This is a genomic window from Arthrobacter sp. KKT183 (assembly GCF_055657625.1).
On record NZ_CM145770.1, the window covers coordinates 57238 to 82370 of the forward strand.

Annotated in this window: 25 protein-coding genes; 18 read left to right on the forward strand and 7 right to left on the reverse strand. The window is 64.7% G+C overall.

Features of this window, described 5'->3' with window-relative positions; translation table 11 throughout:
• Nucleotides 1-19: 19 nt before the first annotated feature.
• Complete coding sequence (locus ACZ2GY_RS00300; protein WP_471672637.1) at nucleotides 20-646, reverse strand: cob(I)yrinic acid a,c-diamide adenosyltransferase; 627 nt, start codon at nucleotides 644-646, stop codon at nucleotides 20-22.
• 52 nt (nucleotides 647-698) lie between these two features.
• Here ACZ2GY_RS00300 and ACZ2GY_RS00305 point away from each other — a divergent pair, with 52 nt between their 5' ends.
• From ACZ2GY_RS00305 to ACZ2GY_RS00325, 5 genes are all read left to right on the forward strand, one after another.
• Nucleotides 699-2372: a BCCT family transporter gene (locus ACZ2GY_RS00305; RefSeq protein ID WP_277358110.1), complete on the forward strand. Its 1674-nt coding sequence runs from the start codon at nucleotides 699-701 to the stop codon at nucleotides 2370-2372.
• A 116-nt stretch (nucleotides 2373-2488) separates the two neighbouring features.
• Nucleotides 2489-3952 carry a flotillin family protein gene (locus ACZ2GY_RS00310; RefSeq protein ID WP_056546691.1) on the forward strand — a complete coding sequence of 488 codons (1464 nt, stop codon included), beginning with the start codon at nucleotides 2489-2491 and terminating at the stop codon, nucleotides 3950-3952.
• A 102-nt stretch (nucleotides 3953-4054) separates the two neighbouring features.
• Complete coding sequence (locus ACZ2GY_RS00315; RefSeq protein WP_471672638.1) at nucleotides 4055-4831, forward strand: electron transfer flavoprotein subunit beta/FixA family protein; 777 nt, start codon at nucleotides 4055-4057, stop codon at nucleotides 4829-4831.
• A gap of 9 nt (nucleotides 4832-4840) precedes the next feature.
• On the forward strand, nucleotides 4841-5827 hold the full coding sequence (locus ACZ2GY_RS00320) for an electron transfer flavoprotein subunit alpha/FixB family protein (RefSeq protein ID WP_471672639.1): 987 nt from the start codon (nucleotides 4841-4843) through the stop codon (nucleotides 5825-5827).
• 3 nt (nucleotides 5828-5830) lie between these two features.
• Nucleotides 5831-7546, forward strand: a complete 1716-nt coding sequence (locus tag ACZ2GY_RS00325; RefSeq protein WP_471672640.1) for a cytochrome b/b6 domain-containing protein — start codon at nucleotides 5831-5833, stop codon at nucleotides 7544-7546.
• Nucleotides 7547-7553: 7 nt separating this feature from the next.
• Here the strand turns inward: ACZ2GY_RS00325 and ACZ2GY_RS00330 are convergent, their stop codons facing one another.
• Entirely contained in the window at nucleotides 7554-8642 is a 1089-nt protein-coding gene (locus ACZ2GY_RS00330; protein WP_471672641.1) for a GTP pyrophosphokinase, read from the reverse strand.
• 175 nt (nucleotides 8643-8817) lie between these two features.
• Between ACZ2GY_RS00330 and ACZ2GY_RS00335 the strand changes: the two genes are divergently transcribed.
• From ACZ2GY_RS00335 to ACZ2GY_RS00375, 9 genes are all read left to right on the forward strand, one after another.
• The gene (locus ACZ2GY_RS00335; RefSeq protein WP_471673611.1) at nucleotides 8818-9573 is read left to right on the forward strand and encodes an alpha/beta hydrolase family protein; all 756 of its coding nucleotides are present in this window, start codon (nucleotides 8818-8820) and stop codon (nucleotides 9571-9573) included.
• A gap of 54 nt (nucleotides 9574-9627) precedes the next feature.
• Complete coding sequence (locus ACZ2GY_RS00340; RefSeq protein ID WP_056545709.1) at nucleotides 9628-10092, forward strand: PGPGW domain-containing protein; 465 nt, start codon at nucleotides 9628-9630, stop codon at nucleotides 10090-10092.
• Nucleotides 10093-10108: 16 nt separating this feature from the next.
• A complete protein-coding gene (locus ACZ2GY_RS00345; protein ID WP_277359716.1) occupies nucleotides 10109-11038 on the forward strand; it encodes a carbohydrate kinase family protein in 930 nt (309 codons plus the stop codon).
• Nucleotides 11035-11562, forward strand: coding sequence for a YbhB/YbcL family Raf kinase inhibitor-like protein (locus ACZ2GY_RS00350; RefSeq protein ID WP_471672642.1), 528 nt, complete (start codon nucleotides 11035-11037; stop codon nucleotides 11560-11562). The genes ACZ2GY_RS00345 and ACZ2GY_RS00350 overlap by 4 nt, the downstream gene beginning before the upstream one ends.
• A gap of 30 nt (nucleotides 11563-11592) precedes the next feature.
• Complete coding sequence (locus tag ACZ2GY_RS00355; RefSeq protein WP_277359718.1) at nucleotides 11593-11820, forward strand: zinc-ribbon domain-containing protein; 228 nt, start codon at nucleotides 11593-11595, stop codon at nucleotides 11818-11820.
• Between the two features lie 69 nt (nucleotides 11821-11889).
• Nucleotides 11890-12696 carry an HAD family hydrolase gene (locus ACZ2GY_RS00360; RefSeq protein ID WP_471672643.1) on the forward strand — a complete coding sequence of 269 codons (807 nt, stop codon included), beginning with the start codon at nucleotides 11890-11892 and terminating at the stop codon, nucleotides 12694-12696.
• 6 nt (nucleotides 12697-12702) lie between these two features.
• Nucleotides 12703-13476: a glycerophosphodiester phosphodiesterase family protein gene (locus tag ACZ2GY_RS00365; protein ID WP_471672644.1), complete on the forward strand. Its 774-nt coding sequence runs from the start codon at nucleotides 12703-12705 to the stop codon at nucleotides 13474-13476.
• 68 nt (nucleotides 13477-13544) lie between these two features.
• A complete protein-coding gene (locus ACZ2GY_RS00370) occupies nucleotides 13545-13763 on the forward strand; it encodes a hypothetical protein (RefSeq protein WP_277359721.1) in 219 nt (72 codons plus the stop codon).
• Between the two features lie 8 nt (nucleotides 13764-13771).
• Complete coding sequence (locus ACZ2GY_RS00375; protein ID WP_277359725.1) at nucleotides 13772-14233, forward strand: MarR family winged helix-turn-helix transcriptional regulator; 462 nt, start codon at nucleotides 13772-13774, stop codon at nucleotides 14231-14233.
• 5 nt (nucleotides 14234-14238) lie between these two features.
• Here the strand turns inward: ACZ2GY_RS00375 and ACZ2GY_RS00380 are convergent, their stop codons facing one another.
• From ACZ2GY_RS00380 to pgm, 5 genes are all read right to left on the reverse strand, one after another.
• On the reverse strand, nucleotides 14239-15246 hold the full coding sequence (locus ACZ2GY_RS00380; RefSeq protein WP_471672645.1) for a phosphotransferase: 1008 nt from the start codon (nucleotides 15244-15246) through the stop codon (nucleotides 14239-14241).
• Nucleotides 15247-15282: 36 nt separating this feature from the next.
• Nucleotides 15283-16431, reverse strand: coding sequence for a thermonuclease family protein (locus tag ACZ2GY_RS00385; RefSeq protein WP_471672646.1), 1149 nt, complete (start codon nucleotides 16429-16431; stop codon nucleotides 15283-15285).
• Nucleotides 16432-16536: 105 nt separating this feature from the next.
• A complete protein-coding gene (locus ACZ2GY_RS00390) occupies nucleotides 16537-17229 on the reverse strand; it encodes an aspartate/glutamate racemase family protein (RefSeq protein WP_277359533.1) in 693 nt (230 codons plus the stop codon).
• A gap of 43 nt (nucleotides 17230-17272) precedes the next feature.
• Nucleotides 17273-18601: a uracil-xanthine permease family protein gene (locus tag ACZ2GY_RS00395; RefSeq protein WP_471672647.1), complete on the reverse strand. Its 1329-nt coding sequence runs from the start codon at nucleotides 18599-18601 to the stop codon at nucleotides 17273-17275.
• Nucleotides 18602-18668: 67 nt separating this feature from the next.
• Nucleotides 18669-20300: a phosphoglucomutase (alpha-D-glucose-1,6-bisphosphate-dependent) gene (gene pgm, locus ACZ2GY_RS00400; RefSeq protein ID WP_471672648.1), complete on the reverse strand. Its 1632-nt coding sequence runs from the start codon at nucleotides 20298-20300 to the stop codon at nucleotides 18669-18671.
• 220 nt (nucleotides 20301-20520) lie between these two features.
• Here pgm and ACZ2GY_RS00405 point away from each other — a divergent pair, with 220 nt between their 5' ends.
• Genes ACZ2GY_RS00405 through ACZ2GY_RS00420 form a run of 4 tightly spaced genes read left to right on the forward strand, consistent with a single transcriptional unit; the run spans nucleotide 20521 to nucleotide 25106 of the window.
• On the forward strand, nucleotides 20521-21966 hold the full coding sequence (locus ACZ2GY_RS00405) for an extracellular solute-binding protein (RefSeq protein WP_471672649.1): 1446 nt from the start codon (nucleotides 20521-20523) through the stop codon (nucleotides 21964-21966).
• Complete coding sequence (locus ACZ2GY_RS00410) at nucleotides 21963-22919, forward strand: carbohydrate ABC transporter permease (RefSeq protein ID WP_277359537.1); 957 nt, start codon at nucleotides 21963-21965, stop codon at nucleotides 22917-22919. Before ACZ2GY_RS00405 ends, ACZ2GY_RS00410 begins: the two co-directional genes overlap by 4 nt.
• Nucleotides 22920-22930: 11 nt before the next feature.
• Nucleotides 22931-23782, forward strand: coding sequence for a carbohydrate ABC transporter permease (locus ACZ2GY_RS00415; protein ID WP_277359538.1), 852 nt, complete (start codon nucleotides 22931-22933; stop codon nucleotides 23780-23782).
• A gap of 34 nt (nucleotides 23783-23816) precedes the next feature.
• Nucleotides 23817-25106, forward strand: a complete 1290-nt coding sequence (locus ACZ2GY_RS00420; RefSeq protein WP_277359539.1) for a glycoside hydrolase family 32 protein — start codon at nucleotides 23817-23819, stop codon at nucleotides 25104-25106.
• Nucleotides 25107-25133: the final 27 nt, after the last annotated feature.

The following is a 25133-nucleotide window of genomic DNA, read 5'->3' on the forward strand; positions in this document are numbered from 1 at the left end:
CGCACGAGCGGCGCCGGACTTACTCGGCTGCGGGTGCCTCTTCCTCTGCCGGCACACGCACCGACGCCTCAGGAACCCAGGTGATGTCGCCGTGCTCCAGGTTGGCGTTCCGCGCCAGCACAAAAAGCAACGCGGACAGCCGGTTGAGATACCGGCCGTTGACCGGATTCACCACACCGGGATATTCCTGGACGGCGGCCCAGACGGCCCGCTCCGCACGGCGGACAATGCCACGCGCCTGGTACAGCAGCGCCCCGGACAGCGTTCCGCCCGGAAGAACCATGCCGCTGAGGTTACCGGCCTCCTCGGCGAAGTGGTCAATGGCGCGCTCCAGCCGTTCAACATGGCCGGGAACCATGCGGGCCTGAGGCTGCTTCCCGGCGTTCAGGGGAGCCGCGAGGTCAGTGGCCACGTCGAAGAGGTCGTTCTGCACACTCACCAGGGTGGCGGAAACGTCCGAAGGGAGACCCCCGGCGGCAATCGCCACGCTCACCGCTGCATTTGCCTCATCACACTCCGCGTGGGCAACAACGCGGCTGTCATTCTTGGAGCAGTTGCCGTGCCCGCCGAAGTCCGTGAAACCGGTGTCTCCCTCGCCCGTGTAGAAGTGACCGTCCGTGGGATAATTCTTCGCTTCCTCAACCATTCGGTAAGTATACTTAGCGTCGGTTTCTGCATTCCACGACTGAGGAGATCGCATGGCTACGGATTCGTCCGAGGATTCCCTGGAGGAAAGAATCGGCGGGACCAACAGCGCCGCCCCGGCCAGAGGCTGGGCCACCGTTGACAAGACCGTCTTCGCGATCTCCTTCAGCATCATCGTGGTGGTCTGCGTGCTGGGCGTCCTGTTCACCACGGCGGTCAGCGACTCCACCGGCGCCGCGCTGGGCTGGATCACCGGAAACTTCGGCTGGTTGTTCATCCTCGGCGCCACCGGGTTTGTTGTGTTTTCCCTTGTCCTGGCCTTCGGAAAGTACGGAAGCATTCCGTTGTCCCAGGAAGGCGAGGGGACGGAGTACTCGACCATCTCCTGGGTGGCAATGATGTTCAGTGCCGGCATGGGAATCGGGCTCATGTTCTTCGGGGTCTATGAACCGGTGACCCACCTCGCTTCTCCGCCGCCCTTCGTGGACGCGGCAGCGGGAACGCCGGAGGCCGCCAACCAGGCCATGGCCTACACGTTCTTCCACTGGGGCCTCCATCCCTGGGCGATCTATTCCGTCGTGGGACTGGCGCTGGCGTACTCCACGTACCGCATGGGCCGCGGCAACCTCATGAGTTCCCCGTTTCAGTCGATCTTCGGCAAGGAGCGCATCGAGAAGAAGGGCTGGGGCAAGCCCATCGACATCCTCGCGATCATCTGCACCAAGTTCGGTTCAGCGACCTCCCTCGGCCTCGGAGCCCTGCAGATCGCTGCCGGTCTTTCCCTTTTGACCACGGGAGAGTTCTCTGATGACCCCGGGGCGAGCCTCCCGATCCTGATCATCTGCGTCCTCACGGTCGGCGTCGTCATCTCCGCTGCCAGCGGTATCTCCAAAGGAATCAAGTGGCTGAGCAACACCAACATGGTGCTCGCCGCAGTGCTTCTGCTCTTTGTCTTTGTGGTGGGCCCAACCGTCTTCATCCTTGACCTGATACCGGCATCCATCGGGGCCTATCTTTCAAATCTCGTGCCGATGAGCTTCCATTCGGCGGTCTTCGGCGGCACTGAATGGCTCTCCAGCTGGACCATCTTCTACTGGGCCTGGTGGATCTCCTGGACCCCTTTCGTGGGCACCTTCATCGCGAAAATCTCCCGCGGGCGGACAGTGCGCGAGTTTGTCCTTGGCGTCCTGCTCGTTCCCACCGCCGTCAGTGTGGTGTGGTTCTCTGTCTTCGGTGGCGCCGGCCTGAACCTGCAGCTCGGCGGAGTGGACATCGCGGGCAGCGGAAACGAGGCGGCAGGCTTCTTCACCGCACTGCAGGAGTATCCGTTCTTCATCGGAGCTGCGCTGGTTGTCATGGTGCTCACGGCGGTCTTCTTCATCAGCGGAGCCGACGCCGGTGCGCTGGTTCTCGGAACCCTCTCCAGCTACGGGCGAGCCGAGCCGTGGAAGCCGCTGGTCATCCTGTGGGCGGTGCTCACCGGTGCGGTGGCCGCGGTGCTGCTGTTCGTCGGCGGCCTTCAGGCCCTGCAAACGTTCACTATTCTCGCGGCAACGCCCTTCGTTCTCATCATCATCGGGCTCTGCGTCTCGCTCTACGTGGACCTGCGCCGCGACCCGCTTCGTCAGCGGACATCGGGTCCCGTACGCGGCGCCGCGACTGTCCCGTCCACGGTTCCCTTCCGTGAACCGGCCTCTACTTCCAGAAACGACGACGACGACGCGTAGCACTTTGTGCTGTGGATAATCCGAATTGCTGATGGCAGGGGCGGTTCTTTGGTGTAGCGTCCGATGTGGCGTGCTCACATCGCGCGTTCGGATACGTCTTATATATGGGGGAAGTCGTGGATATTGGTCTGTTGATCACGCTCGGGGTGATTGCCGGCGTCGTACTTGTTCTGGCGTTGATCGCCGCGGTTATCGCTCGGATGGCTTTGCGAATCGCAAGCCCGGCGGAAGCGCTCATCATCACCGGCAAGGGCAGCCAGGAAAGTCAGCGGGTGGTGTTCGGACGGACGTTCATCAACCCATTCAGCCAGCGTGCGTTCTCGATTTCGCTGGCGTCGCGCCAGGTCACCCTGCAGATTGAGGGCATCTCGAAGAACGGCATCGCCCTGCATCTGACCGGCGTGGCACAGATCAAGGTCGGTGGGGATGAAGAAGCCGTACGTCGCGCAGCCCAGCGCTTCCTGAACCAGCAGGACCAGATTGACCACTACACGCAGGAGACCCTCTCCGGTTCCCTGCGTTCGATCGTCGGCACGTTGAGCGTCGACTCCATCATCAAGGACAGGGCTTCCTTCGCAAAGAGCGTCAAGGAAGAAGCCGAGCACTCCATGCACAACCAGGGCCTGGTGATCGACACCTTCCAGATCCAGTCCGTGGCAGACAGCTCCGACTACCTGCGGAACCTGGGCCGCCCTGAGGCCGCCCTCGCGGAGAAGCTCGCGAAGATCGCCGAAGCCAATGCGGCTCAGGAAGCCGCGCAGGCCAAAGCTGTTGCCGACGAGCAGGTTGCGCTCGCCGAGCAGCGCCTCGCCATCCGGCGTGCGGAGCTCAAGGAAGTTGCGGACGCGCGCCAGGCGCAGGCAGATGCCGCCGGCCCCCTTGCCGCAGCAGAGCAGAAGGAGGCGATCCTCCTCAAGGAGCAGCAGGTGACCTCCCGCCAGGCAGAGCTGCGCGAACGCGAGCTGGATATCGAAATCCGCAAGCCTGCGGACGCAGACAAATACCGCGTGGAGCAGGAAGCGGCCGCCAAACTCGAGCAGCGCAAGCGCCAGTCGGAGGCCGACCAGGTCGAGGCGGAAGTCCTGCTGTCCAAGCGCCGGCTGACGGCCGAGGGCGACAGGGTTGCCGCGGAGGCAGAGGCCGCCGCAAATACGGCGCGGGGTAACGCTGCGGCCGCAGTCACCCGTGCCAATGGTTCGGCGGAGGCAGAGATCATCAAGGTCCGCGGCGAGGCGGAAGCGGACGTCGTCCGTCAGAAGGGCATTGCAGAAGCGCAGGGTATCGAGGCTCAGGCCCGCGCCTACGAGCAGTTCAACGAAGCTGCTGTCCTGAACAAGGTCATGGAGATGCTGCCGCTCGTGGCACGCGAGATTGCTGCGCCCATGTCATCGATCGACAACATGACAGTGATCTCCACCGACGGTGCAAGCCAGCTCAGCAAGAACGTCAGCGGCGGCCTGCAGCAGACTTTCCAGCTGTTGAAGGACACCACGGGACTTGACGCCGTCGAGATGCTCCGCAACTGGGGCAGCAACGGCACCAAGGCGCCGGCCGCCGGATCATCCGACATTCATCCCTAGGGTTTCTCGCTGTATTCTCGGTGCAGACGGTTTTCGGTTAACGCTCCTTCACTCAGTTGGTTCAGGTGCTGTGGGGAAATCGTCAGAACCATAGGAGGGTCAATGAGGATCATCGTTCTGATGAAAGAGGTGCCGGACACCTACGGCGAACGCAAGCTCAATCTCGAGACGGGACTTGCGGAGCGGGGCGCGAGCGAGGCTGTGCTCGATGAGATCGGCGAGCGTGCCCTTGAGCTGGCGCTGACGCAGGCGGCTTCATTGGAGGATGCCGAGATCACCGTTGTCTCCATGGCCCCTGAAACAGCGACGGCAACGCTCCGCAAGGCTCTCGCCATGGGTGCGGGCAAGCTTGTCCACATCGCGGATGAGAGTCTTGCCGGCGCGGATCTCGGGCTCACAGCTGATGTGCTGGCGGCTGCAATCCGCCGTACCGGTTTCGATCTCGTCATTGCCGGAAACCTCTCCACCGACGGTTACGGCGGGGTGCTCCCCGCCATGATCGCCGAATTGCTCGGAGTGCCGTACGCAAGCGCCCTCACCACCGTTGACATCTCCGGCGATCGGGTGAGCGGAACACGGGAAACCGACGGCGGGGTCATGACGGTCGCAGCCCCGCTGCCCGCGGTCATCTCCATCACCGAACGTTTCCCTGCGGGCCGGTTCCCCAACTTCAAGGGCATCATGGCGGCCAAGAAGAAGCCCGTTGAGACCCTGACGGCCGCCGATCTGGATATTGACCCGGAAGGGCTGGAGACTCCCCGGTCCATCATGCTTGCCGTATCAGAGCGGCCCGCGCGTTCGGCCGGAACAAAGATCGTGGACGAGGGCGACGCCGGCGAGAAGCTTGCGGAGTTCCTGATTCAGAACCGACTGGCCTAAGGAATGACCATGACCACATTCCCGGAAGACTCCATCCTCGTCCTTCTCGAGACCACGCCGTCGGGAGGACTGGCCAAAAGCGCAGCCGGACTGCTCGGCGCGGCCTCCCAGGTGGGCACGCCGGTTGCGCTGTTGGTAAGCGCGTCCGGTGCGGCGTCCAACGCGACCCAGGACGCGGCCGCCCTCGGAGCAAAGCATGTGCTGACTGCTGAACCAGAGGGGGCGGATTCACTGTTGGCTGTTCCAGCCGTCGATGCACTTGCCGCCGCTGCGGACCTGGTGCGGCCGGACGCCGTGCTGATCTCCAACTCCGTCAGCGGCCGGGACGTCGCCGGGCGGTTCGCGGCGCGCACTCGTTCGGCCCTTGCCATCGATGCCGTGGGAGTTTCGCGCGATGATGAGGGGATCGTCGCCCACCACTCCGTCTACGGCGGTGCCTACAACGTGGACTGCGCACCCACCTTCGGTGCGCCGGTGATCACCGTGCGCGAGGGATCAATCGATGTCCGCGCTGAGGCCGCCAGCCCAGAAGTTGCACCGCTCGACGTTCCACCCTCCGGCGCTCCCGCAGCGTCCATCGAGTCGTTCGAGGAGCAGGCGGTGGTTTCGACCCGCCCCGAGCTGCGTGGCGCCGCCAAGGTTGTAGCGGGCGGCCGTGGCCTGACCTCGCAGGAGCAGTTTGCCCTCGTTGACCAGTTGGCGGACGTGCTCGGCGCTGCTGTCGGCGCATCGCGTGCGGCGGTGGACGCCGGGTGGGTTCCAAACAGCTACCAGGTTGGCCAGACCGGAATCTCCGTCTCGCCTCAGCTGTATGTGGCGTTGGGCGTCTCGGGTGCCATCCAGCACCGGGCAGGCATGCAGACCGCCAAGACGATTGTCGCGATCAACAAGGACCCTGACGCGCCGATCTTCGAGATCGCCGATTTCGGCGTCGTCGGTGACCTCTTCGACGTGGTGCCGCAGCTGATCGCGTCGCTTTCGGCGCGGAAGGAGTAGGGCATGGCGACGTACAGTCGCACGATGCGGCGGGGACTGCCGCGACAGAGCGGTGGGGAAGCGTGGCCGCCGGCGGGCGCCGCACCCGCTGACCTGCACGACGTCGGCGCCCCGGACACTCCTGCGGAGCCGTCTGACGCTGCCGTCCCGACCGCCATCGGCACCGCTGCTGACGCAACGACGACGGTCTCGCCGGTTGAAGCGACCGCGACCCCTCCTGCCGAGGTGGCCGCTCCAGCAGTGCAGGCGGAACCAGCAGTGCAGGCGGAACCAGCGGCACAGGCGGAGCAGCCCGCTGCCCGCGGGATCCGGCGGGGGCTTCCCCGGGTTGTTGGGGGAGAGCCATGGCCGCCGGCCGGTGACACTCCGGCAGCAACTCAATCGGTTTCCGTAGCTCCCGACACGGAGGAGGCCCGGTCCGCCCCCGCTTCGGCAGGGGGGCCCGTCGAAGAGGCAACGAAGCCCGACGCGGCGGCCTCAGCCGACGAGCCGCTATCCCGAGCCGAAGTTTCCAGCCCCGCCCTCGCAGACGCGACAGGTTCTGCCTCAGCGGCGCCGGTAGCGGCCGGAAACACGCGCCTGCTTCGCCGCGGACTGCCCCGCGTCCCCGGCGCCGAAGCCTGGCCCGCCGCGACCGCTGTTCCCGTTGAGCCGGTTACCGCCTCGGAGAGCCCGGCCGCCCCGCCGAACCAACCAGTGACCAGCGAACTCCCGCGCGACGATGCAGAAGTTGCCGCACAGGCGGAGGCTCCAGCTCAGCAGGAGACGGAGGCTCCAGCGCGGACAGCAATGGAACCGGTGCCCGCCGAGGAGGCGAAAGCCAGGAAGCCACGCAGCCGCACAACCAAGCTGCTTCTCGGCGCGCTGGGACTCCTGGTGGTCGCGCTGGCTGCCGTGTTCTTCACGCGCTGGCTCGTCACGCTCGGCTTCATGCAGGACTTCCTGCAGGCGTATCCGGGTGAAACGCCCCTGCCTGCCGGCACCGAGCAGGGCTTCCCCGCGTGGGTACAGTGGCAGCACTTCTTCAACTTCTTCCTGATCGTCCTCATCATCCGCTCCGGCCTGCAGGTCCGCAGTCAGACGCGGCCACCGGGGTATTGGACCCCGAGATGGTCGAAGGGCGGCGACGGAAAGATCAGCATCAACCTGTGGTTCCATCAGGCGCTCGATATCCTGTGGCTCCTGAATGGGGTTGTCTTTGTGGTGCTGCTTTTTGTCACCGGCCACTGGGCGCGGCTGGTGCCCACCACCTGGGAGGTCTTCCCGAACGCACTGTCGGCTTTCATCCAGTACGTTTCGCTGGACTGGCCCACGGAGAACGGCTGGGTGAACTACAACAGCCTTCAGATGCTCGCGTACTTCGTCACCATTTTCATCGCCGCACCGTTGGCAGCCATCAGCGGGGCGCGCATGTCGGGAATCTGGCCCAAGGATGCCAAAGCGCTGAACAGGGTCTACCCGGTGGAGTGGGCACGTGCCGTCCACTTCCCGGTGATGCTCTACTTCGTGGTCTTCATCATCGGCCACGTGGCGCTCGTATTCGCGACCGGCGCACTGCGCAACCTCAACCACATGTATGGCGGTCAGGATGCGGTGAACTGGGCCGGCTTCTGGATTTTCTTCGTGTCGCTGCTGCTGGTCATCGGCGCCTGGATTGCAGCGCGGCCCATTGTGCTGGCACCCGTCGCGGGACTGTTCGGAAAAGTCAGCTCCCGCTGAGCCGGCCCTAGGAGCGCGAGCGGAACGTGCGGATCTGGCGGAACCGCCGCACGAGGCTGTCGCGGCGGGATGCCCCGGTCTCGGACGAGGGATCCGCCGTCAGCTCGATATGCCGCTCGCCGTAGTTCCAGAGCAGGACGTCGTCGAGCAGGCGGTCCGGCCCCGGCGAATAGCGGTGATCGAGTGCGCGCCGAACAGAGGTGATGGTGTCAGCCTGGAGCAGTGAGGCGAGGGCCGTCGTCGTGGTCAGACCGTGGGCGGCCAGCAGCTCCGCCGCCCAGCGCCAGTCATCATCAGACTTGCGGTCCACGTGCGGCAGCAGGGTCTGCCACACCTCGCGGATGCGGTCCGGTGTGAGTTCGACACCGCCCTCACCCTCGGGCTCCCAGAAACCGGTGACCTTCTGGTAACGCGAATGCAGGTCAGCAAACGTTGATTCGACGCTCTCCAGCATGGCTGCCGTGGCGGTGAACTGCCGGTCGAAGTAGGGGCTCCACGCCTTCGGATTGAAGGATTTGAACCGGATGTCATGCTCGATCTCCGACCAGGCGTGCGCCAGAACGGTGCGGATCTGGGTCTCGAACAGATAGCTGCCCGAATCGGAACCGAGCAGCTGCTGGTAGGCGCGGACGGCGTCGTTCTGGATGGTCCGCAGGATCAGGTGCCGGCTGGAATAGCCGTAAGTGCCGGATTCAATGGAACCAATGTCCTTTTCGCGGTCACCACGGCAGTCAAACTCGTTGCGCTGGCGCTTGATCAGGTTGGCTGCGGTATCAACCTCATGGGGAAGCGTGGTGATGACGCGGACGCCCACGAGGTCCGTCAGGTTCCGCAGCGGGTCGGGGAAGACCAGGCTGGGCGGTCCATCACTGTCAGCGAGCATCCTTGAGGCCTTGTCCCGGAAGGACTCGATGGTTTTGGTACGTGCCGTGACGAAGAGCGGCCGGAGTTCCGTGCCGACGAAAATGTTCTCGATCCTCTCGCGAGAATCGGCTGTGACAGCCTCAAGCGCCGGCCGGACGCGCTCATACTCGCGGACACTTTCCTCGACGGCCGGCCGCAGCCTCTCATCCAACTCATCCCATCCACTCACCAACCCATCTAAACACCCTGCACTGACAGCGGCTACGCTGGTGAAAGTGACCGGCCTCCCACGACGCGCAGTCCTCAGTGGGGCTGCAGCTGCGGCTGCGCTGGGCGCGGCAGCACTCGCCGGCTGCAAACCGAAGCCCTCCGCGGAACCTGCGGACAGGACAACGAGCAAGGAAGCCATGGCACCCCAGCGCTACACCTATGGCAACGATGCGCAGCAGTTCGCCGAGCTTTACCTCCCGCAGGCACAACCGAGGCCCGGTGTCGTCGTCATTATTCACGGTGGATTCTGGCGCAGCCGGTACACCCTCGAGCTTGGGGTACCGCTCGCCGAGGACCTCGCCTCACGCGGTTATGCATGCTGGAACCTCGAGTACCGGCGCGTCGGCAACGGCGGCGGCTGGCCGCAGACCTTCGAGGACGTCGCTGCGGGAATCGACCTGATCGCCTCCGCGGCGGAAGAGCACAGCCTGGACACCAGCACGACGACGGCGCTCGGTCACTCCGCGGGCGGTCACCTTGCGGTGTGGGCAGCCGGGCGGTTCTCGCTGCCGGAGGATGCGCCGGGAGGCGGGGTGCCAGCGGTGCCGATCACCGGCGTCGTGAGTCAGTCCGGTGTGCTGAACCTGCAGCGTGCCCACGAGGAGCGGCTGGGCAACGGAGCTGTGCAGGACTTCCTGGGTGAACGCGACGGGAAGAAGTACCGCCTCGCTGATCCCATGACGGCGATTCCGCTTTCGGTGCCGGTGCTGGCCCTCCACGGGGAGAATGACACAACCGTCCCGCTCACCCAGTCGGAGTCGTATGTCGCTGCGGCTCTGGCCGCAGGTGGGACGGCTGAACTGGTGCAGATTCCCGGAGACCACTTCGCGATGATCACCCCCGGCACGGACGCCTGGCTGCAGGTGGTCGCAGCCGTTGAGCGTCTCGGATAGCTGCGGTAGGGAACCGTTAATGGGGAATTCAGGGAAGTGTGGGATCCTGCACCAATGAGCGCGCGATCCCGGTTCCACCGGGCTGCCCACCGCACCGGCCTGGAAATTCTCGGCTGGACCCTGGTGGTGCTCGGATTAGCTGCGCTGGTGTTGCCGGGTCCGGGTCTCCTGATGCTGGTCGGCGGGCTTGCTGTCCTGTCCCAGCAGTATGAGTGGGCTGAGCGCAAGCTGCACCCCATCAAGAAGCAGGCCTACAAAGCCGCGCGGATCGGTGTGAAGACCTGGCCGCGGATAGCGGTCAGTGCGGTGAGCGCTTTCGGCTTCATGGCGCTGGGAATCCTTTGGATGCTCCAGCCTCCCGCTCCCGGATGGTGGCCGTTCAACGATGACTGGTGGCTCTTCGGCGGCTGGGGTGCCGGGCTGAGCCTCGTGCTCTCCGCCATCATTGCGCTTACGCTGCTTGTCTACAGCATCCGTCGCTTTCGAAGGCGTCCGCGCCGACAACCGGCTGCATCGTAAATGCTAGGTTGGGACGGTGCTCACAGTAATCGGCGAAGCCCTCATCGACGAAGTTCTCAGCGACACCGCACCTCCGCGTGCGCACGTTGGTGGCAGCCCGCTCAACGTGGCTGTGGGGCTGGCGCGCCTGGGGCATTCGGCGCAGTTCCTGGGCCGATTCGGGGATGACGAGTTCGGCCGCCGCATCCACCAGCACCTTGCCGACAATTCAGTGCTTGTGCCGCTGCCCGCGGACTCCTATCCGACCAGCGTGGCATCAGCGAGACTCGATCCCGCAGGGGGAGCGACCTACACCTTCAACCTCTCCTGGGAATTACCTGACCTCGCCGCCCAGGAAGACCTGTTTAACGGAACCACCCTGGTCCACACCGGCTCCATCGCATCGATGCTGGCTCCCGGAGCGCACGATGTATTGGCAGCGATCCAGCATGCGCGGCCTCTCGCAACCGTCAGTTACGACCCGAACTGCCGGCCGACCATCATCACGGACGCCGACTACGCGCGGGCGCAGGCTGAGAAGTTTGTCGCGCTCGCAGACGTGGTCAAGGCGTCGGACGAGGATCTCGAGTGGTTGTATCCGGAACAGGACCACCGGGAATCGGCGCGCCGGTGGCTGGAACTGGGCCCCGCCGTCGTCGTAGTCACGCGTGGTTCCAAGGGGCCGTGGGCGGTTGTGGACCGCGGGGAGTGTGAGGTTCCGGCGCCGGCAACTTCCGTCGTGGACACTGTCGGCGCAGGCGACTCCTTCATGGCGGCGTTGCTCAGCGCCCTGGTGGACCGGGAACTGGACGGCGGGCAGCGGCGGAATGAGTTGCGCGCCCTGTCCGTTGAGCAGATGCAGGGCGTCCTCGCCTTCGCCGCCGCCGCTGCGGCAGTAACCGTGTCACGTGCCGGCGCCAATCCGCCCACCAGAGCTGAACTTAGAGCACAAGGAGTGTACGCATGACCCGCGATCCTTACGCAGACCTTCCAGAAGTTCCATCGTTCGAGCTGACCAGCAGTGATATCGCCGACTACCAGCCCCTCGATGAGCTGCAGGCGTCGGGTCGAATGGGTGCAGGCGGGCATGATGTGTCACCGCAGCTGAGCTGGAGCGGATTCCCTGAGGAAACTCAAAGCTTCGCCGTCACGGTTTATGATCCAGACGCTCCCACCGCCAGCGGATTCTGGCACTGGGCCGTGTTCAACATTCCTGTGGGCACCACGTCGCTGCCTGCCGGCGCCGGTACCGAAGACGGCGCCGGCCTGCCTGAGGGTGCCGTGCAGTTGAAGAACGACGGCGGCTTCCCTGGTTTTGTGGGGGCGGCACCTCCGGCGGGACACGGTGTGCACCACTATCACGTGGTGGTGCACGCGGTGGATGTGGAGCAGCTGGACATCCCGGCAGAGGCCTCGAATGCCTACCTCGGCTTCAATCTCTTCTCCCACACCCTTGGGCGCGCGCGTATCGTTGGCACCTACGAACAGTAGATTCGCACACGATTTACAGGGAGGCCCGGCATGCTGATTCTGTTTGGATTCAAGACCGCCGTGAAGGAACTGTTCCGCAGGCAGGCGGTGTGCCCCAACTGCGGCCAGCACGCTTCCCAGCGGGTTGATGAACGGGCTTCGAAGTTCACGCTGTTCTTCATCCCGCTCTTCACTACCCGCCGTCGGTACCTGCGGACCTGCGCCTACTGTGGCGTCACGGCCGAGCTGTCGAAGAGCGAGAAGAACGCGCTCGCCTAGGTTCACCGCGCATCGGCGAGGCTGGCTTCTTGGGTAGGCTGGATACTTACCCAGGCTAGGAGTTTGCGCATGCGTTTGGTTGCCAGCGACATGGACGGCACGATCGTCGGCCACGACGGCCGGATTTCGGAGCGGACCGTTCGCGCGTTTGAAGCATGCCTGGATGCCGGCATCGAGGTGGTTTTCGTGACCGGGCGCCCGCCGCGTTGGCTCCAGCCACTGCGGGATCTTGGTTTCAAGGGGACCGTCATCTGCTCCAATGGAGCGCTGACCTATGATCTTGGACGCGAGGAAGTCCTCGATTCACACCTCCTTGACGGTGAGAGCATTTTCGAAGCCCAGGACATCATCCGGAAGCTCTACCCGGCGGTGCGGTTCGCTGCCGAAACGGTGGACAGTTTCCTCATCGAACCGGGGTTTGCGGATCCGGGCTCCGTTGAGCTGCTCGGCGCCGCCGAGCCACGGCCTCTTCGGGAGTCACTTGACGGCTCGGGTGTCATCAAGTTCCTCGCCCGGGAACGGGACATCACGCCTGACGAATTCCTGCACGGCGTGGGCCCGGCAGTTGAACACCTTGTCGCCACCACACACTCGGCGCCCAGCGTCCCGCTTCTTGAGATGAGCGTTCCTGGGATCAACAAGTCAGTCACGCTTGCGAGGTTCGCGGCGCAGTTGGGCGTCGATCAGGGGGATGTCATTGCTTTCGGTGATATGCCGAACGACATCCAGATGCTGGGCTGGGCCGGCCACGGTTACGCCATGGCCTCCGGTCACCCCGACGCGCTCTCTGCCGCGAATCTTCGCGCACCAGCCTTCGACGACGACGGCGTGGCCCAGGTCCTCGAGGAGCGGCTGGCCGCGCTGAAGTCGGCCTGAGCCGCCGTGGCCAAGCCGTACTTTGATTCCGACGGTCCACTTGCGCTCTCCCACCGTGGCTTCTCGCCGGAGGGCCTTGAGAACACGCTGATCGCGATGGAGGCGGCTCTGGAGCTCGGTTTCCGCTATCTGGAGATCGACGTGCGCACCACGAGCGACGGCGTCGTCATGGTTTTCCACGATGAGCGCTTTGAGCGTGTGACCGACGGTGTGGGCCTCCTCGCGGATCACTCCCTGGCGGAGTTGAGTTCCGTGCGGGTTCGCGGCGTTGAACCGATCCCCACGCTGGCCGAGGTGCTTGAGCGGTGGCCGGACGCGCGGCTGAACGTAGACATCAAGGATGACGCCTCGGTGCAGCCATTTGTGGATGTGGTCGAGCAGGCGGGCGCGCATGACCGCGTGCTGGTCGCATCATTCTCCGACCGGCGTCGTCTGAGGGTTCTTCGCCGACTGAGCCGGCCAACGGCGTCGTCCGCAGGAATGGCAGTAAACGCACTCCTCAAGGTGGTGTCGCCGCTGGGACTCGCCGGGCGGGCCGCGCGGCTGGCACGGGTCGATTGCCTGCAGGTCCCCCGGCACTACCGCGGCATTCCGGTGGTCACCGCCGGCTTTGTTCGACGCTGTGCGGCTGCGGGGATACCGGTCCACGTGTGGACCATCAATGAGCGGCCGGAAATGGAGGCCTTGCTGGACCTCGGGGTCAGCGGCCTGGTGTCGGACCGTGCGGATTTGTTGGCCGCGGTGATGCGCGGGCGGGGACACTGGCCGCGCGTTAATTAGGGCACTAACAATTAGCTCGCTATGCTTCTTTGTGGGCAGTTGCTGTCCACGGCGAGAGAGGCTCAGGAATGGCGGACAGGAAGCCGTTGTCGCAACGGTTCATGAAGGCTACGGGCAAGTTGAGAATGTTCTTCGGGCCTGCTGACCAGGGTGGGCTGGAGGGCCCGGTCAAGTACGCGGACGGCGCAGCACACCAGCAACGCCAACAGGAGTTGCAGCAGTGGGACGTTGTCCGGAACGCTGACGGCTCCACGTACCTGGTGAAGCGCGAGGATGGGGACAAGTGACCGATTCGATGGTGCGGTTGTCTTCGCGGGAACCGTCCCAGGACAACGACCTGCTTCTTGAGCGGCAGTTGTGCTTCGCCCTGTCGGTTGCCTCACGAAGCGTCATCGGTGCGTACCGACCCGTGCTGGAGGAGCTCAACCTCACCCATCCGCAGTACCTCGTCATGCTCGCCCTGTGGGAGCACAGCCCGCGGACCGTCCGTGAAATCAGCGACGCGCTCGCCATGGAACCGGCAACGCTTTCACCAATGTTGAAGCGCCTGGAAGCCAACGGACTTGTGACGAGGGAACGGGTGGTCGGCAATGAGCGCGCCCTCGCTGTCGGGCTGACCGTCGAGGGGCGTTCGTTGCGCAAGCGGGCGCTGTCCGTGCCGGGCACAATGATGGAAAAGCTCGGCTTGTCCCGAGAGCAGGCCGAGGACCTGAACCGGATGATGGGCGAAGTGATCGCCGCGGCGCAGGGCGCCTGAGGGTTCTAAAGAACCGGGTCGGTGATCGTTCGCAGGTACTGCAGGGCGTGCGGACCGTAGGTGAGCATCGATTCATCGTCGGCGTGGATCAGCAGCCGCAGCCAGGAGGCATACCTGTTCAGCCGGCCCAGATGCAGCGCGGGCTCCAGCGCCTTCCGCAGCTCAGGGAGCGGCGCGTAGCTGGTCCACCGCTCAAGGTAGGCGCTGAATACGCGCCGAATGCGGGCGTCGTCGTACCCGGTTTCCCAGTTCTCCTTCATCACGCCAAGGGGAACGTAGAGCGAGCTGAACGGATGCGCCCAGTACGAGTCGCCGAAGTCGAAGAACCGTAGCGGATCCGTGCTTGAGCCCGGGATGAAGGCGTTGTTCGGGTGGAGGTCGTTGTGCTCCAGTGACAGCGGTACGCCGAGGGTGTTCAGCTGTGCCGCGGCGCTCTCGATCGCAGGAACGCTGGCGTAGATGCTGTCCGCCTGCTCCGCGTTCAAATGCAGCGGGTGCTCCTCGGGCAGCCCTGCGTGGAGGAGGAGCTGGTTGCTGACGAAGTTGCCTGCGATTGCTGGATCCAGCGAAGCCAGTCCCGCATCGGTCAACCGTTGCCCGTGCTGGGCCGTCTGCTGCTGCAGCTCAGCGAAATCGGCGACCACGCGCGCCCACAGCGCGTAGTCCGTCGATGCGAGAGTGGCGAGCGTGGCTCCGTGGTCCGGGGAGATCAGCCAGCCCCTGGTCGGCTCGATGGCCAGCGGAGTGACAACGCGGTCCGGGGCGATCTCCGCCAGAGCCGCCACAATGGATGCCTCCTGGAACTGTCCGGGATTGTTCTCCTTGAACCAGAGCTTCCCGTGGTCCGTGGGGATGGTCAGCAGCACTGACCAGAACCGGATCCTCGGCTCGCTCACCGGGCCGGTCTGTTCAATGTTGAACGTAGCGAGGACCTGCGACACCCAGGACTCCACCTGGGACTTCCAGGCAGCGCTTTTCCACAGCTCGACCGGGTGGGGCGTGGGGGAGTTCACCGGATTATTGTGTCATCCTCGCCGGTTCGGCGTGCCTTACGGGCACGGTTTCCAGGTCTTGCCTCCCGGTGCGTAGCAGCGTGGTCCGTTGTAGCCGGGATACGGATTCTGCTCGGCCGGCGGCGCTGGTGCCGGTGCCGGCGGGACGTAGGGAGCCGGTGTCGGCGGGACGTACGGCGCGGGTGCCGGAGCCGGAGGTACATAAGGAGCCGGAAGATTCCGGATTCGCTCTGCTTCGGCCGCAGCTGCTGCCTCGGCGGTCACACGTGCGGCCTCAGCTCGTGCGGCCGCTGCTGCTGCTTCTTCCGCAATAAGGCGACGTGCTTCGGCTTCGGCGGCCACCCGCTCCGCTTCACGCTTCGCCGCTTCAGCGGCCTGTCTCGCTGCCTCGTCTTCCGCCGCCTTGAGCCGGGTGGTTTCCTGCTCCAGCGTGGCCAGCGTTGCCCGTCCCGAGTCGATGGATGTCATGAGCTCGGCACTCAGCGTGGCGGCGCCTGCGGTTCCCAGGGCAGCCCAGCGGATGGAGTCCTCGCCGGCTTCGAGCGCCGCATGGAGTGCCTCGGCCGTCGCCAGAGCACCCGCCACGGCGGCCGCACCGGCTGCCGCCGCGCCGGAGGTGGAGGCAACGGGCTGCTCCACAACGGCGGCCAGCGAATCGACAGCCGCAGTGACTTCTGCGGGAAGAGTGCATTCGGCGTCAACGCTGAATACCCCGAGCTCCGCCTGCTGTGCTTCCTCCTGGGCGATTTTGACGGCGTCATAGTACTTTTCATTTGGTTCGAAGATGACCGCTGAACCTAGGCCTTGGCGTGCGATCTCGGCGTTCACCAGAGTGCGGTCCTCCAGGAATACTGCGGCAAGGGTCCTGCCGTACTGATCAACACGTTCGACGTCGAAGTCCAGTCCCACTTCAGTGCCTGCGGGCAGCGTTTCCGCAAGGAAGGCCGTCGCCTCCGGACCGAAGCATTCCACCGCCTTGTCGGGGTGCCTGGTTTCGGGCGTATCGATGTTGAGCAGGCGGACTCTCGTGTCGACGTCGGCAATCTTCACAATCACTGTGTCGCCGTCAACAACGCGGACTACCTGGCCGGTCGTGGCATCAGCAGATGGACTGCAGGCTGTGACGGACAGCGCGCCGATGGCGACGCCAAGAGCGCACCACTTTTTGATAACCGGTGTGAACACGGTTCCCCCATTTTGTTCAATATTCAAGTACGAGTCCTTGAATTGTACGGCCGCGGACCAGCCCTGGAATCCGTGAGATGAAGGGATCGCCGGCTCTGCGAACCCTCAGCCGGCCAGCGCGGCGTCCACTGCCGCCTGTGCGTGTATGGACGTCGTCGGGTAGAGGGCAATGTCCGCATCCGTCTGCGAGATCAGCAGCTCTATCTCGGTGCAGCCGAGGATCACTCCCTCCGCACCGCGCGACGCAAGCCCGGCGATGATGCGCTGGTATTCCTTCCGGGAATCGACCGAGATGACCCCAAGGCACAGTTCCTCGTAGATGACCCGGTGGACAATCGCGCGGTCTTCGGGGTTGGGAGTAAGCATTTCCAGGCCATGCGCGGCCAGCCCGTCGCGATAAAAATCCTGCTCCATCGTGAAGGCCGTCCCGAGCAGGCCCACCGTCGTCGTGCCCGTCGCCGTTACTGCGCGTGCGGTCTCGTCAATGACGTTGATGAAAGGGATGCTGACGGCCCGCTCTATGGCAGGGGCAACCTTGTGCATGGTGTTGGTGCAGAGCACGAGAAGCTTGGCTCCGCCCCGTTCAAGCTCGACGGCGGCAGCAGCCAGGGCTGCGCCGGCCTCCTCCCATTGACCCTTGGCCTGGAGCTCCTCGATGGGTGCGAAGTCGACGGATCTGAGGAGGCAGTCCGCTGAGTGGAGGCCTCCCAGACGGTCCCGCGCCATTTCGTTGATGAGGCGGTAGTACTCGGCGGTGCTTTCCCAGCTCATGCCGCCGAGCAGGCCAATACGCAACATGGTCTCATCATGGCAGCCCGCGCGCTTCGGCGTGAGGGCCGACCTACCCCAGCTTGGAAGGGCGGCTGCCGTGGTCTTCCGCTTCGAGCTCCTCCGGCCCGGCAACGTGCTCGCTGCCGCGGACGCGGGCAATCCCGCTCATGCCATGGAAGATGATGAGGGTAGCCGCCGTGCCCAGGGCAATGCCGGCGAAGGTCAGGTCGCCGATCGTCCACGTGAAGTCCGCGATGCCCACTACGAGCGCCACGCCCGCCGTCGAGAGGTTGATCGGGTTCGAAAAATCGACCCGGTTCTGCACCCAGATCCGCACGCCGAGGATGCCGATCATGCCATAGAGAACGACGCCGGCACCTCCCAGTACTCCCGCCGGAACCGTTGCGATGAGCGCACCGAACTTGGGGAAGAGGCTCAGCAGCACGGCGATGACTCCGGCTACCCAGTACGCGGCAGTGGAGTACACGCGTGAGGCGGCCATAACCCCGATGTTCTCGGCGTACGTGGTGGTGCCGGAGCCGCCACCTGAACCGGCCAGGACGGTGGCCAGCCCGTCCGCCATGAGGGCGCGCCCTGTGATGGGGTCAAGGTCGTGGTTGGTCATCGCGGCCACGGATTTCACGTGGCCGATGTTCTCAGCCACCAGGACCAGGACAACCGGGACAAACAGTCCGATAACTGAAAGGTGGAATTCGGGAGCCATGAAAGGGGGCAGGCCGAACCACGCGGCGTCGTTGATGGCGGCGAAATCCACCTCTCCGCGCAATACCGCTACGAGGTAGCCGACGAGGACGCCGATCAGGATGGACAGCCGGCCGAGAATTCCCTTGAACAGGACCGTAACGAGCAGGATCGAGATCACCGTGACCAGCGCGGTGAGCGGCGCCTGTTCAAAGCTCGCCTTGGCGGTCGGCGCAAGGTTCAGGCCGATCAGGGCAACGATTGCACCGGTGACCACGGGCGGCATCAGCAGCTGGATCCATCGTGCGCCTGCCCAGTGCACCACCAGTCCAATGAGCGCCAGCACCGCACCGGCCAGAACGACGCCGCCCAGTGCCCCGGCAGGGCCGTGCTGGCTCTGCGCCGCTGCGATCGGCGCGATGAAAGCGAAGCTCGAGCCAAGATAGCTGGGTACGCGGCCGGCAGTGATGACCAGGAAGATCAGGGTGCCGAGACCGGAGAAAAGCAGCGTGGTGGACGGCGGGAAGCCGGTCAGCAGCGGCACCAGGAAGGTGGCGCCGAACATCGCAACCACGTGCTGCGCACCGATGCCGACGGTCCGGGGCCAGCTCAGCCTCTCATCGGGGGCGACGAACCGACCCGGCTGGACGTTCCGCCCGTCGCCGTGCAGCGTCCAGTTCATTCCGAGTCTGCGCATGGCTGTGTGCCTTCCAGAGATGGTGGGGATCTGGAGGAAATCTTACGCGACACAGACTCCCGTGAGGTTAGGCGATCACGCCATCGACCAGGGCCTTGGCTTCCTCCTGCACGCGCCTCAGGTGATCTTCACCAAGGAACGACTCGGCGTAGATTTTGTAGACGTCCTCAGTTCCGGACGGGCGGGCCGCAAACCACGCGTTCTCGGTGGTGACTTTCAGGCCGCCGATCGGTGCACCGTTGCCGGGCGCTTCGGTGAGGCGTGCAGTGATGTCTTCGCCCGCCAGCGTGGTGGCTGTGACGTCCGACGGCGACAGCTTGCCCAGTGCCGACTTCTGCTCACGTGTGGCAGCAGCATCGATCCGCGCGTACACCGGTGCCCCAAACCGTTGCGTCAGACCGTCGTAGTGCTGCGACGGCGTGCGTCCTGAGACGGCGGTGATTTCGGAGGCGAGCAGTGCAAGGAGGATGCCGTCCTTGTCGGTGCTCCAGGGCGATCCGTCGTGGCGGAGGAAGGATGCCCCGGCGGATTCCTCCCCGCCGAACGCCACCTCACCGGAGAGCAGCCCCGGCACGAACCATTTGAAGCCGACGGGAACCTCTTCGAGGACCCGGCCAAGATCCGCGGCCACCCGGTCAATGATCGACGACGACACGAGGGTCTTGCCGACCATCGCATCCGAGCGCCACTGGGGACGGTTCCGGTACAGATAATCGATGGCGACGGCGAGGTAGTGGTTCGGATTCATCAGGCCGGAATCCGGGGTGACTATGCCGTGTCGGTCGGCGTCGGCGTCGTTTCCGGTGGAAATATCAAAGTCCCCGGCCCGCTTGATCAGGGACGCCATGGCGTAGGGGGAGGAGCAGTCCATGCGGATCTTTTCGTCCCAGTCCAGGGTCATGAAAGCCCACTGCGGATCAACGGAGGGGTTCACCACCGTCAGGTCGAGATTGTGCCGCTCGGCAATGGCTCCCCAGTAATCCACTGACGCGCCGCCCATCGGATCGGCGCCGATGCGCACGCCGGCGCTGCGGATTGCCTCCAGGTTGAGCACGTTGGGAAGGTCTTCGACGTAATGCTGCAGGAAATCATAGGTGCTGACGGAATCCGCCTGCTGCGCCTGCGCTGTAGGGATCCGCTTTACGTCCCGGAGGCCGTTCTCGAGCAACTCGTTGGCGCGGGCTGCAATCCAGTTGGTGGCGTCCGAGTCGGCAGGGCCGCCGTGGGGCGGGTTGTACTTGAAGCCGCCGTCGGCCGGCGGATTGTGCGACGGCGTGATCACGATGCCGTCCGATTGGTCTGTCCGCGACCCGTTGTAGCCAAGAATGGCGTGCGAGAGGGCCGGAGTAGGGGTGTAGGCGCCACGGGCGTCGATCCGCACGGCGACATTGTTGGCGGCGAGGACCTCGAGCGCCGTGTTCTGCGCCGGCTCGGAGAGGGCGTGCGTGTCCTTACCCATGAAAAGCGGTCCGGTGATGCCCTGGCCGGCCCGGTATTCGACGATTGCCTGCGTGATCGCGGCGATGTGCCCTTCGTTGAAGGACGACTTCAGTGACGATCCGCGGTGGCCGGAGGTCCCGAACGCAACGCGCTGCGCGGGTTCGGAGAGATCCGGGGTGGAATCGAAGTACGCGTCCAGAAGTGCGCTTACATCAACAAGGTCGCTGGATTGGGCAACGGTGCCTGCTCGATTAGCCATGGGACCAAGCATGCCACTACCCCCATGCAGTCAGCGGAAATGACTACACATTTTGTACGCCGGGTGCGCACTTCGCTCCCGGATGACATCGAGTGGGCGCTGGCGACCTTTCACTTCCGCACAACCCGTCCTCAGCGCCCATTCGATGCAGGGATGTGACCCTTGACACGTGTTAGATGACCGTCATATGATTCCTGACACGTGTTAGAAAGGATTGACGATGAGGTCTACGCACTTTCCCGATAAGGGCAACCCACTCCGCGCCAGAGCCGGGGATCTATCCCGCCGCACCCTCCTTGGTGCTCTCGGCATTGGCGCAGTGGGAGCCACAGTCGGTGCCTGGCCCCGGCTCACAGGAGCCGATATCCCGGGCCGCAACAGCACCGCCCTCAATGTGGCAATTCTCGGTACTGCCGCCGATGCAGCTGCACGCCAGGCGCTGGTCGATGAATTCACCAGCCTCCACCCGGATATCCCGGTCCGCATTCAAGCGATTCAGGGAGCCGACTGGCGTGACTTCTTCTCCAAGATCCTCACTATGGTCGCTGCCGGAGATCCACCCGACGTCGTTTACGTCGCCACCGAGGGCGCCCAGTTGTTCGCTGAGAAGCTTGCTGAGCCGTTGGATGCATACGTGACGCGGGATGCCGCGGAGATCCAGGAGTACTTCCAGGACGTCCACCCGAGCCTCATTGAGGCGTTCATGTACCGCGGCAGCCTGTACCAGCTGCCGCTGGACTGGAACGGCGCCAACATGTACCTGAATACCAGCGCCCTTCAGCGTGCAGGGCTTGACCGGCCGGCGGATGACTGGACCCACGAGGACTTCACAGCAACCATGCGTGCGATGAAGTCTTCGACCGAGGGCAACTTCACCCCGTACTACTGGACCAACCGGCTGTTTGGCGGCGTGGTCCCGTGGCTCTACGCCAATGACACAAGTTTCCTCACCGAGGAAAAGGCCGCCGGCGGGAACTGGTTCTGGGACCGGTTCTACGCAAGTGATCCGACCCGGGCGCAGCGCAGCGGTGGCTACCTCTGGGAAGCACCTAATGCCGAGGACCCGCGCGTCGTCGAAACGTTCGACTATTTGCGCGAACTCGTAGCCGAAGGCCTTGGCGTGAGGCCCGAGGGAGGCGGCGGCAACGCCCTCGTCGGTCTTTTTGCAAGCAGCCGCATCGGCGCAACTCCTGCCGGCGGCTACTGGGTGCAGGGACTGCACGAGGCAGGCATGGGCGCCGACGACTTCGACGTGCAGTTCTTCCCACGCTGGCGCACCCAGCGCCACCAGTTCGGCGCTGCAGGCTACGCCATCATGCGCACTGCCAAGGACAAGGACGCCGCCTGGGAATGGGTGAAGTTCTGCGCATCCAGACCGGCCATGGAGCTGGCGTTCCCCACCCCGAACACCACGCCCACCCGGCGCTCCATGGTGAATCAGTCGCTCTACTCCGCCACCGGACCCGAGCACTGGAAGGTCTTCTACGACACCCTCGACCGCTTCCCGACCTCTGGCCCCATCCCCGCCCCGCCACAGCAGGCAGCCGTGGAAACCGCCCTCATGAAGAACGTCTCGGTTGCCGTCAGCGGCTCATCCGCCCAGGTGCGCTCGGCCATGGGGAGCCTGCAGCGTGACCTCGAACTGGCACTCAGGAGCACACCATGAGCACTCCAACACTCAAAACCCCACCAACGACGACGGCGGCATCCTCCGCCCGCACCCGCCCCACCACCCGGAGGCAGCGCTCCCTGTCCGAGCGACTCATCGCGCCGCTCTTTCTGGCGCCCACGGTGATCGGTATGGCGATCTTCACCATCGTGCCCATCCTCGGGTCGATCCTCCTGGCCTTCTTCCGTTGGGACATCATCTCCGCTCCGGAGTTTGTCGGGTTCAGCAACTTCGCGGACATCGTCAGCGATCCCACCGTCAGGGTCTCGTTCCTCAACACCATCGTCTTCGTGGTGGTGGCGGTAACCCTGCAGCTCGGGATCTCGATGGCGCTCGCCGTAGCAATCCAAGGGCGGATGCCCAACTGGCTGCGGGTATTTTTCCGCTCGGCCTTCTTCTTCCCGCTGATCCTCTCGGCCGCCTCGGTCTCGATCTTCATGGGATACCTATTCAATGAGCAGTTCGGCGTCGTGAACTGGCTTCTCTCATTGATCGGCATCCCGGCGGTGCCGTGGCTGACCACATCAGGCGGGGCTGCCGCCGTCGTCGTGCTGGTGTATGTGTGGCAGAACTTCGGGTTCTCCTTCCTGCTCTTCATCGGTGGGCTGGCATCCATCCCGAAAGAACTCCTTGAGGCCTCCGCGCTGGACGGTGCCACCGGCTGGCGGCAGTTCGTCAATGTCACGCTGCCGCTGTTGAGCCCCACCGTGCTGGTGGCTTCCGTCATGGCGATCATCAGTGCCCTGCAGGTCTTCGACCAGCCCTACGTCCTGACGCGTGGCGGGCCCGGGGACAGCACCCGGACGGCGGTAATGGTCATCTTCGAATCGGCCTTCCAACGCCTCGAGTTCGGGCGAGCCTCCGCGATCGGGCTGGTGCTCATGATGCTCATCATGGCCATCACCGCCCTTCAGTTCCGGCTCAGCCGCCGATTCGTCTTCTACCAGTGAGGAACCCGAGAATGAGCACCCTTACCGCAACCCGCAAGACCCGCATGCCGCGCGCCGGCACAGCCGTGCGGATCCTGGTCCTCCTGGTGGCAGCGGCACTGACGCTCGGTCCCGTCCTGTGGACCCTGTCGACGTCGCTTCGTACGCCGTCGGAATCGTTCAACCTTCCGCCCCAGTTCCTGCCGCTCAACCCAGACTTCTCCTCCTACGTCCAGGTGTTCCAGCAGGTCAACATGGTGCTCCTGGTGGTCAACAGCGCACTGGTGACCCTCCTGATCGCCGTGGGACAGATGGCAACGGCGGCGCTGGCCGGCTACGCCTTCGCCCGGTTGAGCTTCAAGGGCAAGAACGCGTTGTTCTCGGTGGTGCTGGCCACCATGATGGTTCCGGTGCAGGTGACGATCGTCCCGGTCTTCATGCTCATCCGCGGCATGGGCCTGTCCGATACGCTCCTTGCCCTGATCCTGCCCGCAATACCTACTGCGTTCGGCACGTTTTTGATGCGCCAGTACTTCCTCGGCCTGCCGAACGACTTTGCGGAGGCGGCGTCGCTCGACGGCGCCTCCCCCTGGCGCACGTTCCGCTCGGTCTATGCGCCGCTGGCGGTACCCGGCATGGCGATTGTGGGCATCCTCGCCTTCAACTTCCACTGGAACGAATTCTTCCGGCCACTGATCCTCACCATCTCGCAGGAGAACTACACACTCCCGCTGGGCTTGGTTACGCTGCAGGGCAACCTCGGTACCGGAAGCATCTCCGTGGTCCTCGCCGGCGTCATCCTGTCGATGATCCCCGCCCTGGTGGTCTTCATCTTCGGCCAGCGGACCCTCCGTGAAGGCCTGACCGCGGGCGCCAGCAAGTAGTTTCGACCAACCGACCCCACTACCGAAGGAAACCGTGAATTCTTCCGCATCGCCGACCGTCGCCGTCGACCGCGCCTTCCCCACCCTGCACCCCCGTCCCCAGCAGGGCTGGCTCAACGACCCAAACGGGATTTGTTACCGCGACGGCCGCTGGCACGTCTTCTTCCAGCACAACCCCGATTCGGCCCGCCATGCCGCCATCACCTGGGGGCACGTCAGCTCTCCTGATCTGCTCCGGTGGGAGGAGGAGCCGGTTGCGCTGCGGCCCCAGCCCGGCGGTCCCGATGCCCTGGGCTGCTGGTCCGGTGTGATGGCCGACGAAAACGGCGTCCCCACCGCCGTCTACAGCGGCGTGCAGGATGCCAGCGGCCACGCGCAGGTGACTCTCGCACGAGGATCCGCCGACCTGCGGACCTGGCAGCAGGACGGTGAGGTGGCGGCAGGCATTCCGGCTGACCAGTCCATCACCGACGTACGGGATCCTTTTGTCTTCAGGTGGAACGGCGCGCGTTACGCAATCCAGGGGGCGGGGCTGGAGGACGGTCGCGGCGCCCTGCTGCTCTACGACGCCACAGAGCTCTCGGCCTGGACGTATCTCGGGATCTGGTTGACCACTGAACACCCCGCTGCCGCCGCAGCGCAGGCGAACATCTGGGAGTGCCCCCAACTGGTCGAGGTGGACGGCCGGTGGGTTCTGATCGTTTCCCTGTGGAAGCGCCGGAACGGTGAACACCACCTTTCCGGCGTGGCTCACCTGATTGGATCAATGCACGACGACGGCGACGGCCGCCCGGTCTACGAGCCCGAAACCTGCGCGGCGACCGACGGCGGCCCCGATTACTACGCCCCCCAGGCGGTGCCGGTTGGAGACCGGGTGATGTTGTGGGGCTGGTCCTGGGAATCGCGCGCCGAGGAGGAGGCAGACGCAGCCGGGTGGGCTGGGGTGCTGACTTTCCCTCGCGAGCTGGGCGTAGTCGATGGTGAGCTGGTAGTGAAGCCCGCGCGGGAACTGGTGGGCTACCGACGTAGTGCACGTGTTGCCGGTGCTGTCACCGAACTGCCCGCGGTCGCCGAGGCGGTGGTTTCGCCGCGCGGCGACGCGCGGGTGTCGCTGGCGCTTGTCTCGCCGTCGGGTTCCCGTGAGCTGTATTCAGTGGAAACCGCGCGTGGTGTGCGGGTGCTGCTGGATGCGTCGATCGTCGAGGTGTACCGGGAGGGTTCCACGGCGGTGACGTTCCGGGCGTATCCCGTGCAGGACGAAAAGTGGGAGCTGACCGTCACCGGAAGCGCCGTCGTGGAGGCCTGGGAACTGGGTTTGCCGTAGCCGTCACCGGGCGGCGGCGTCCATAAT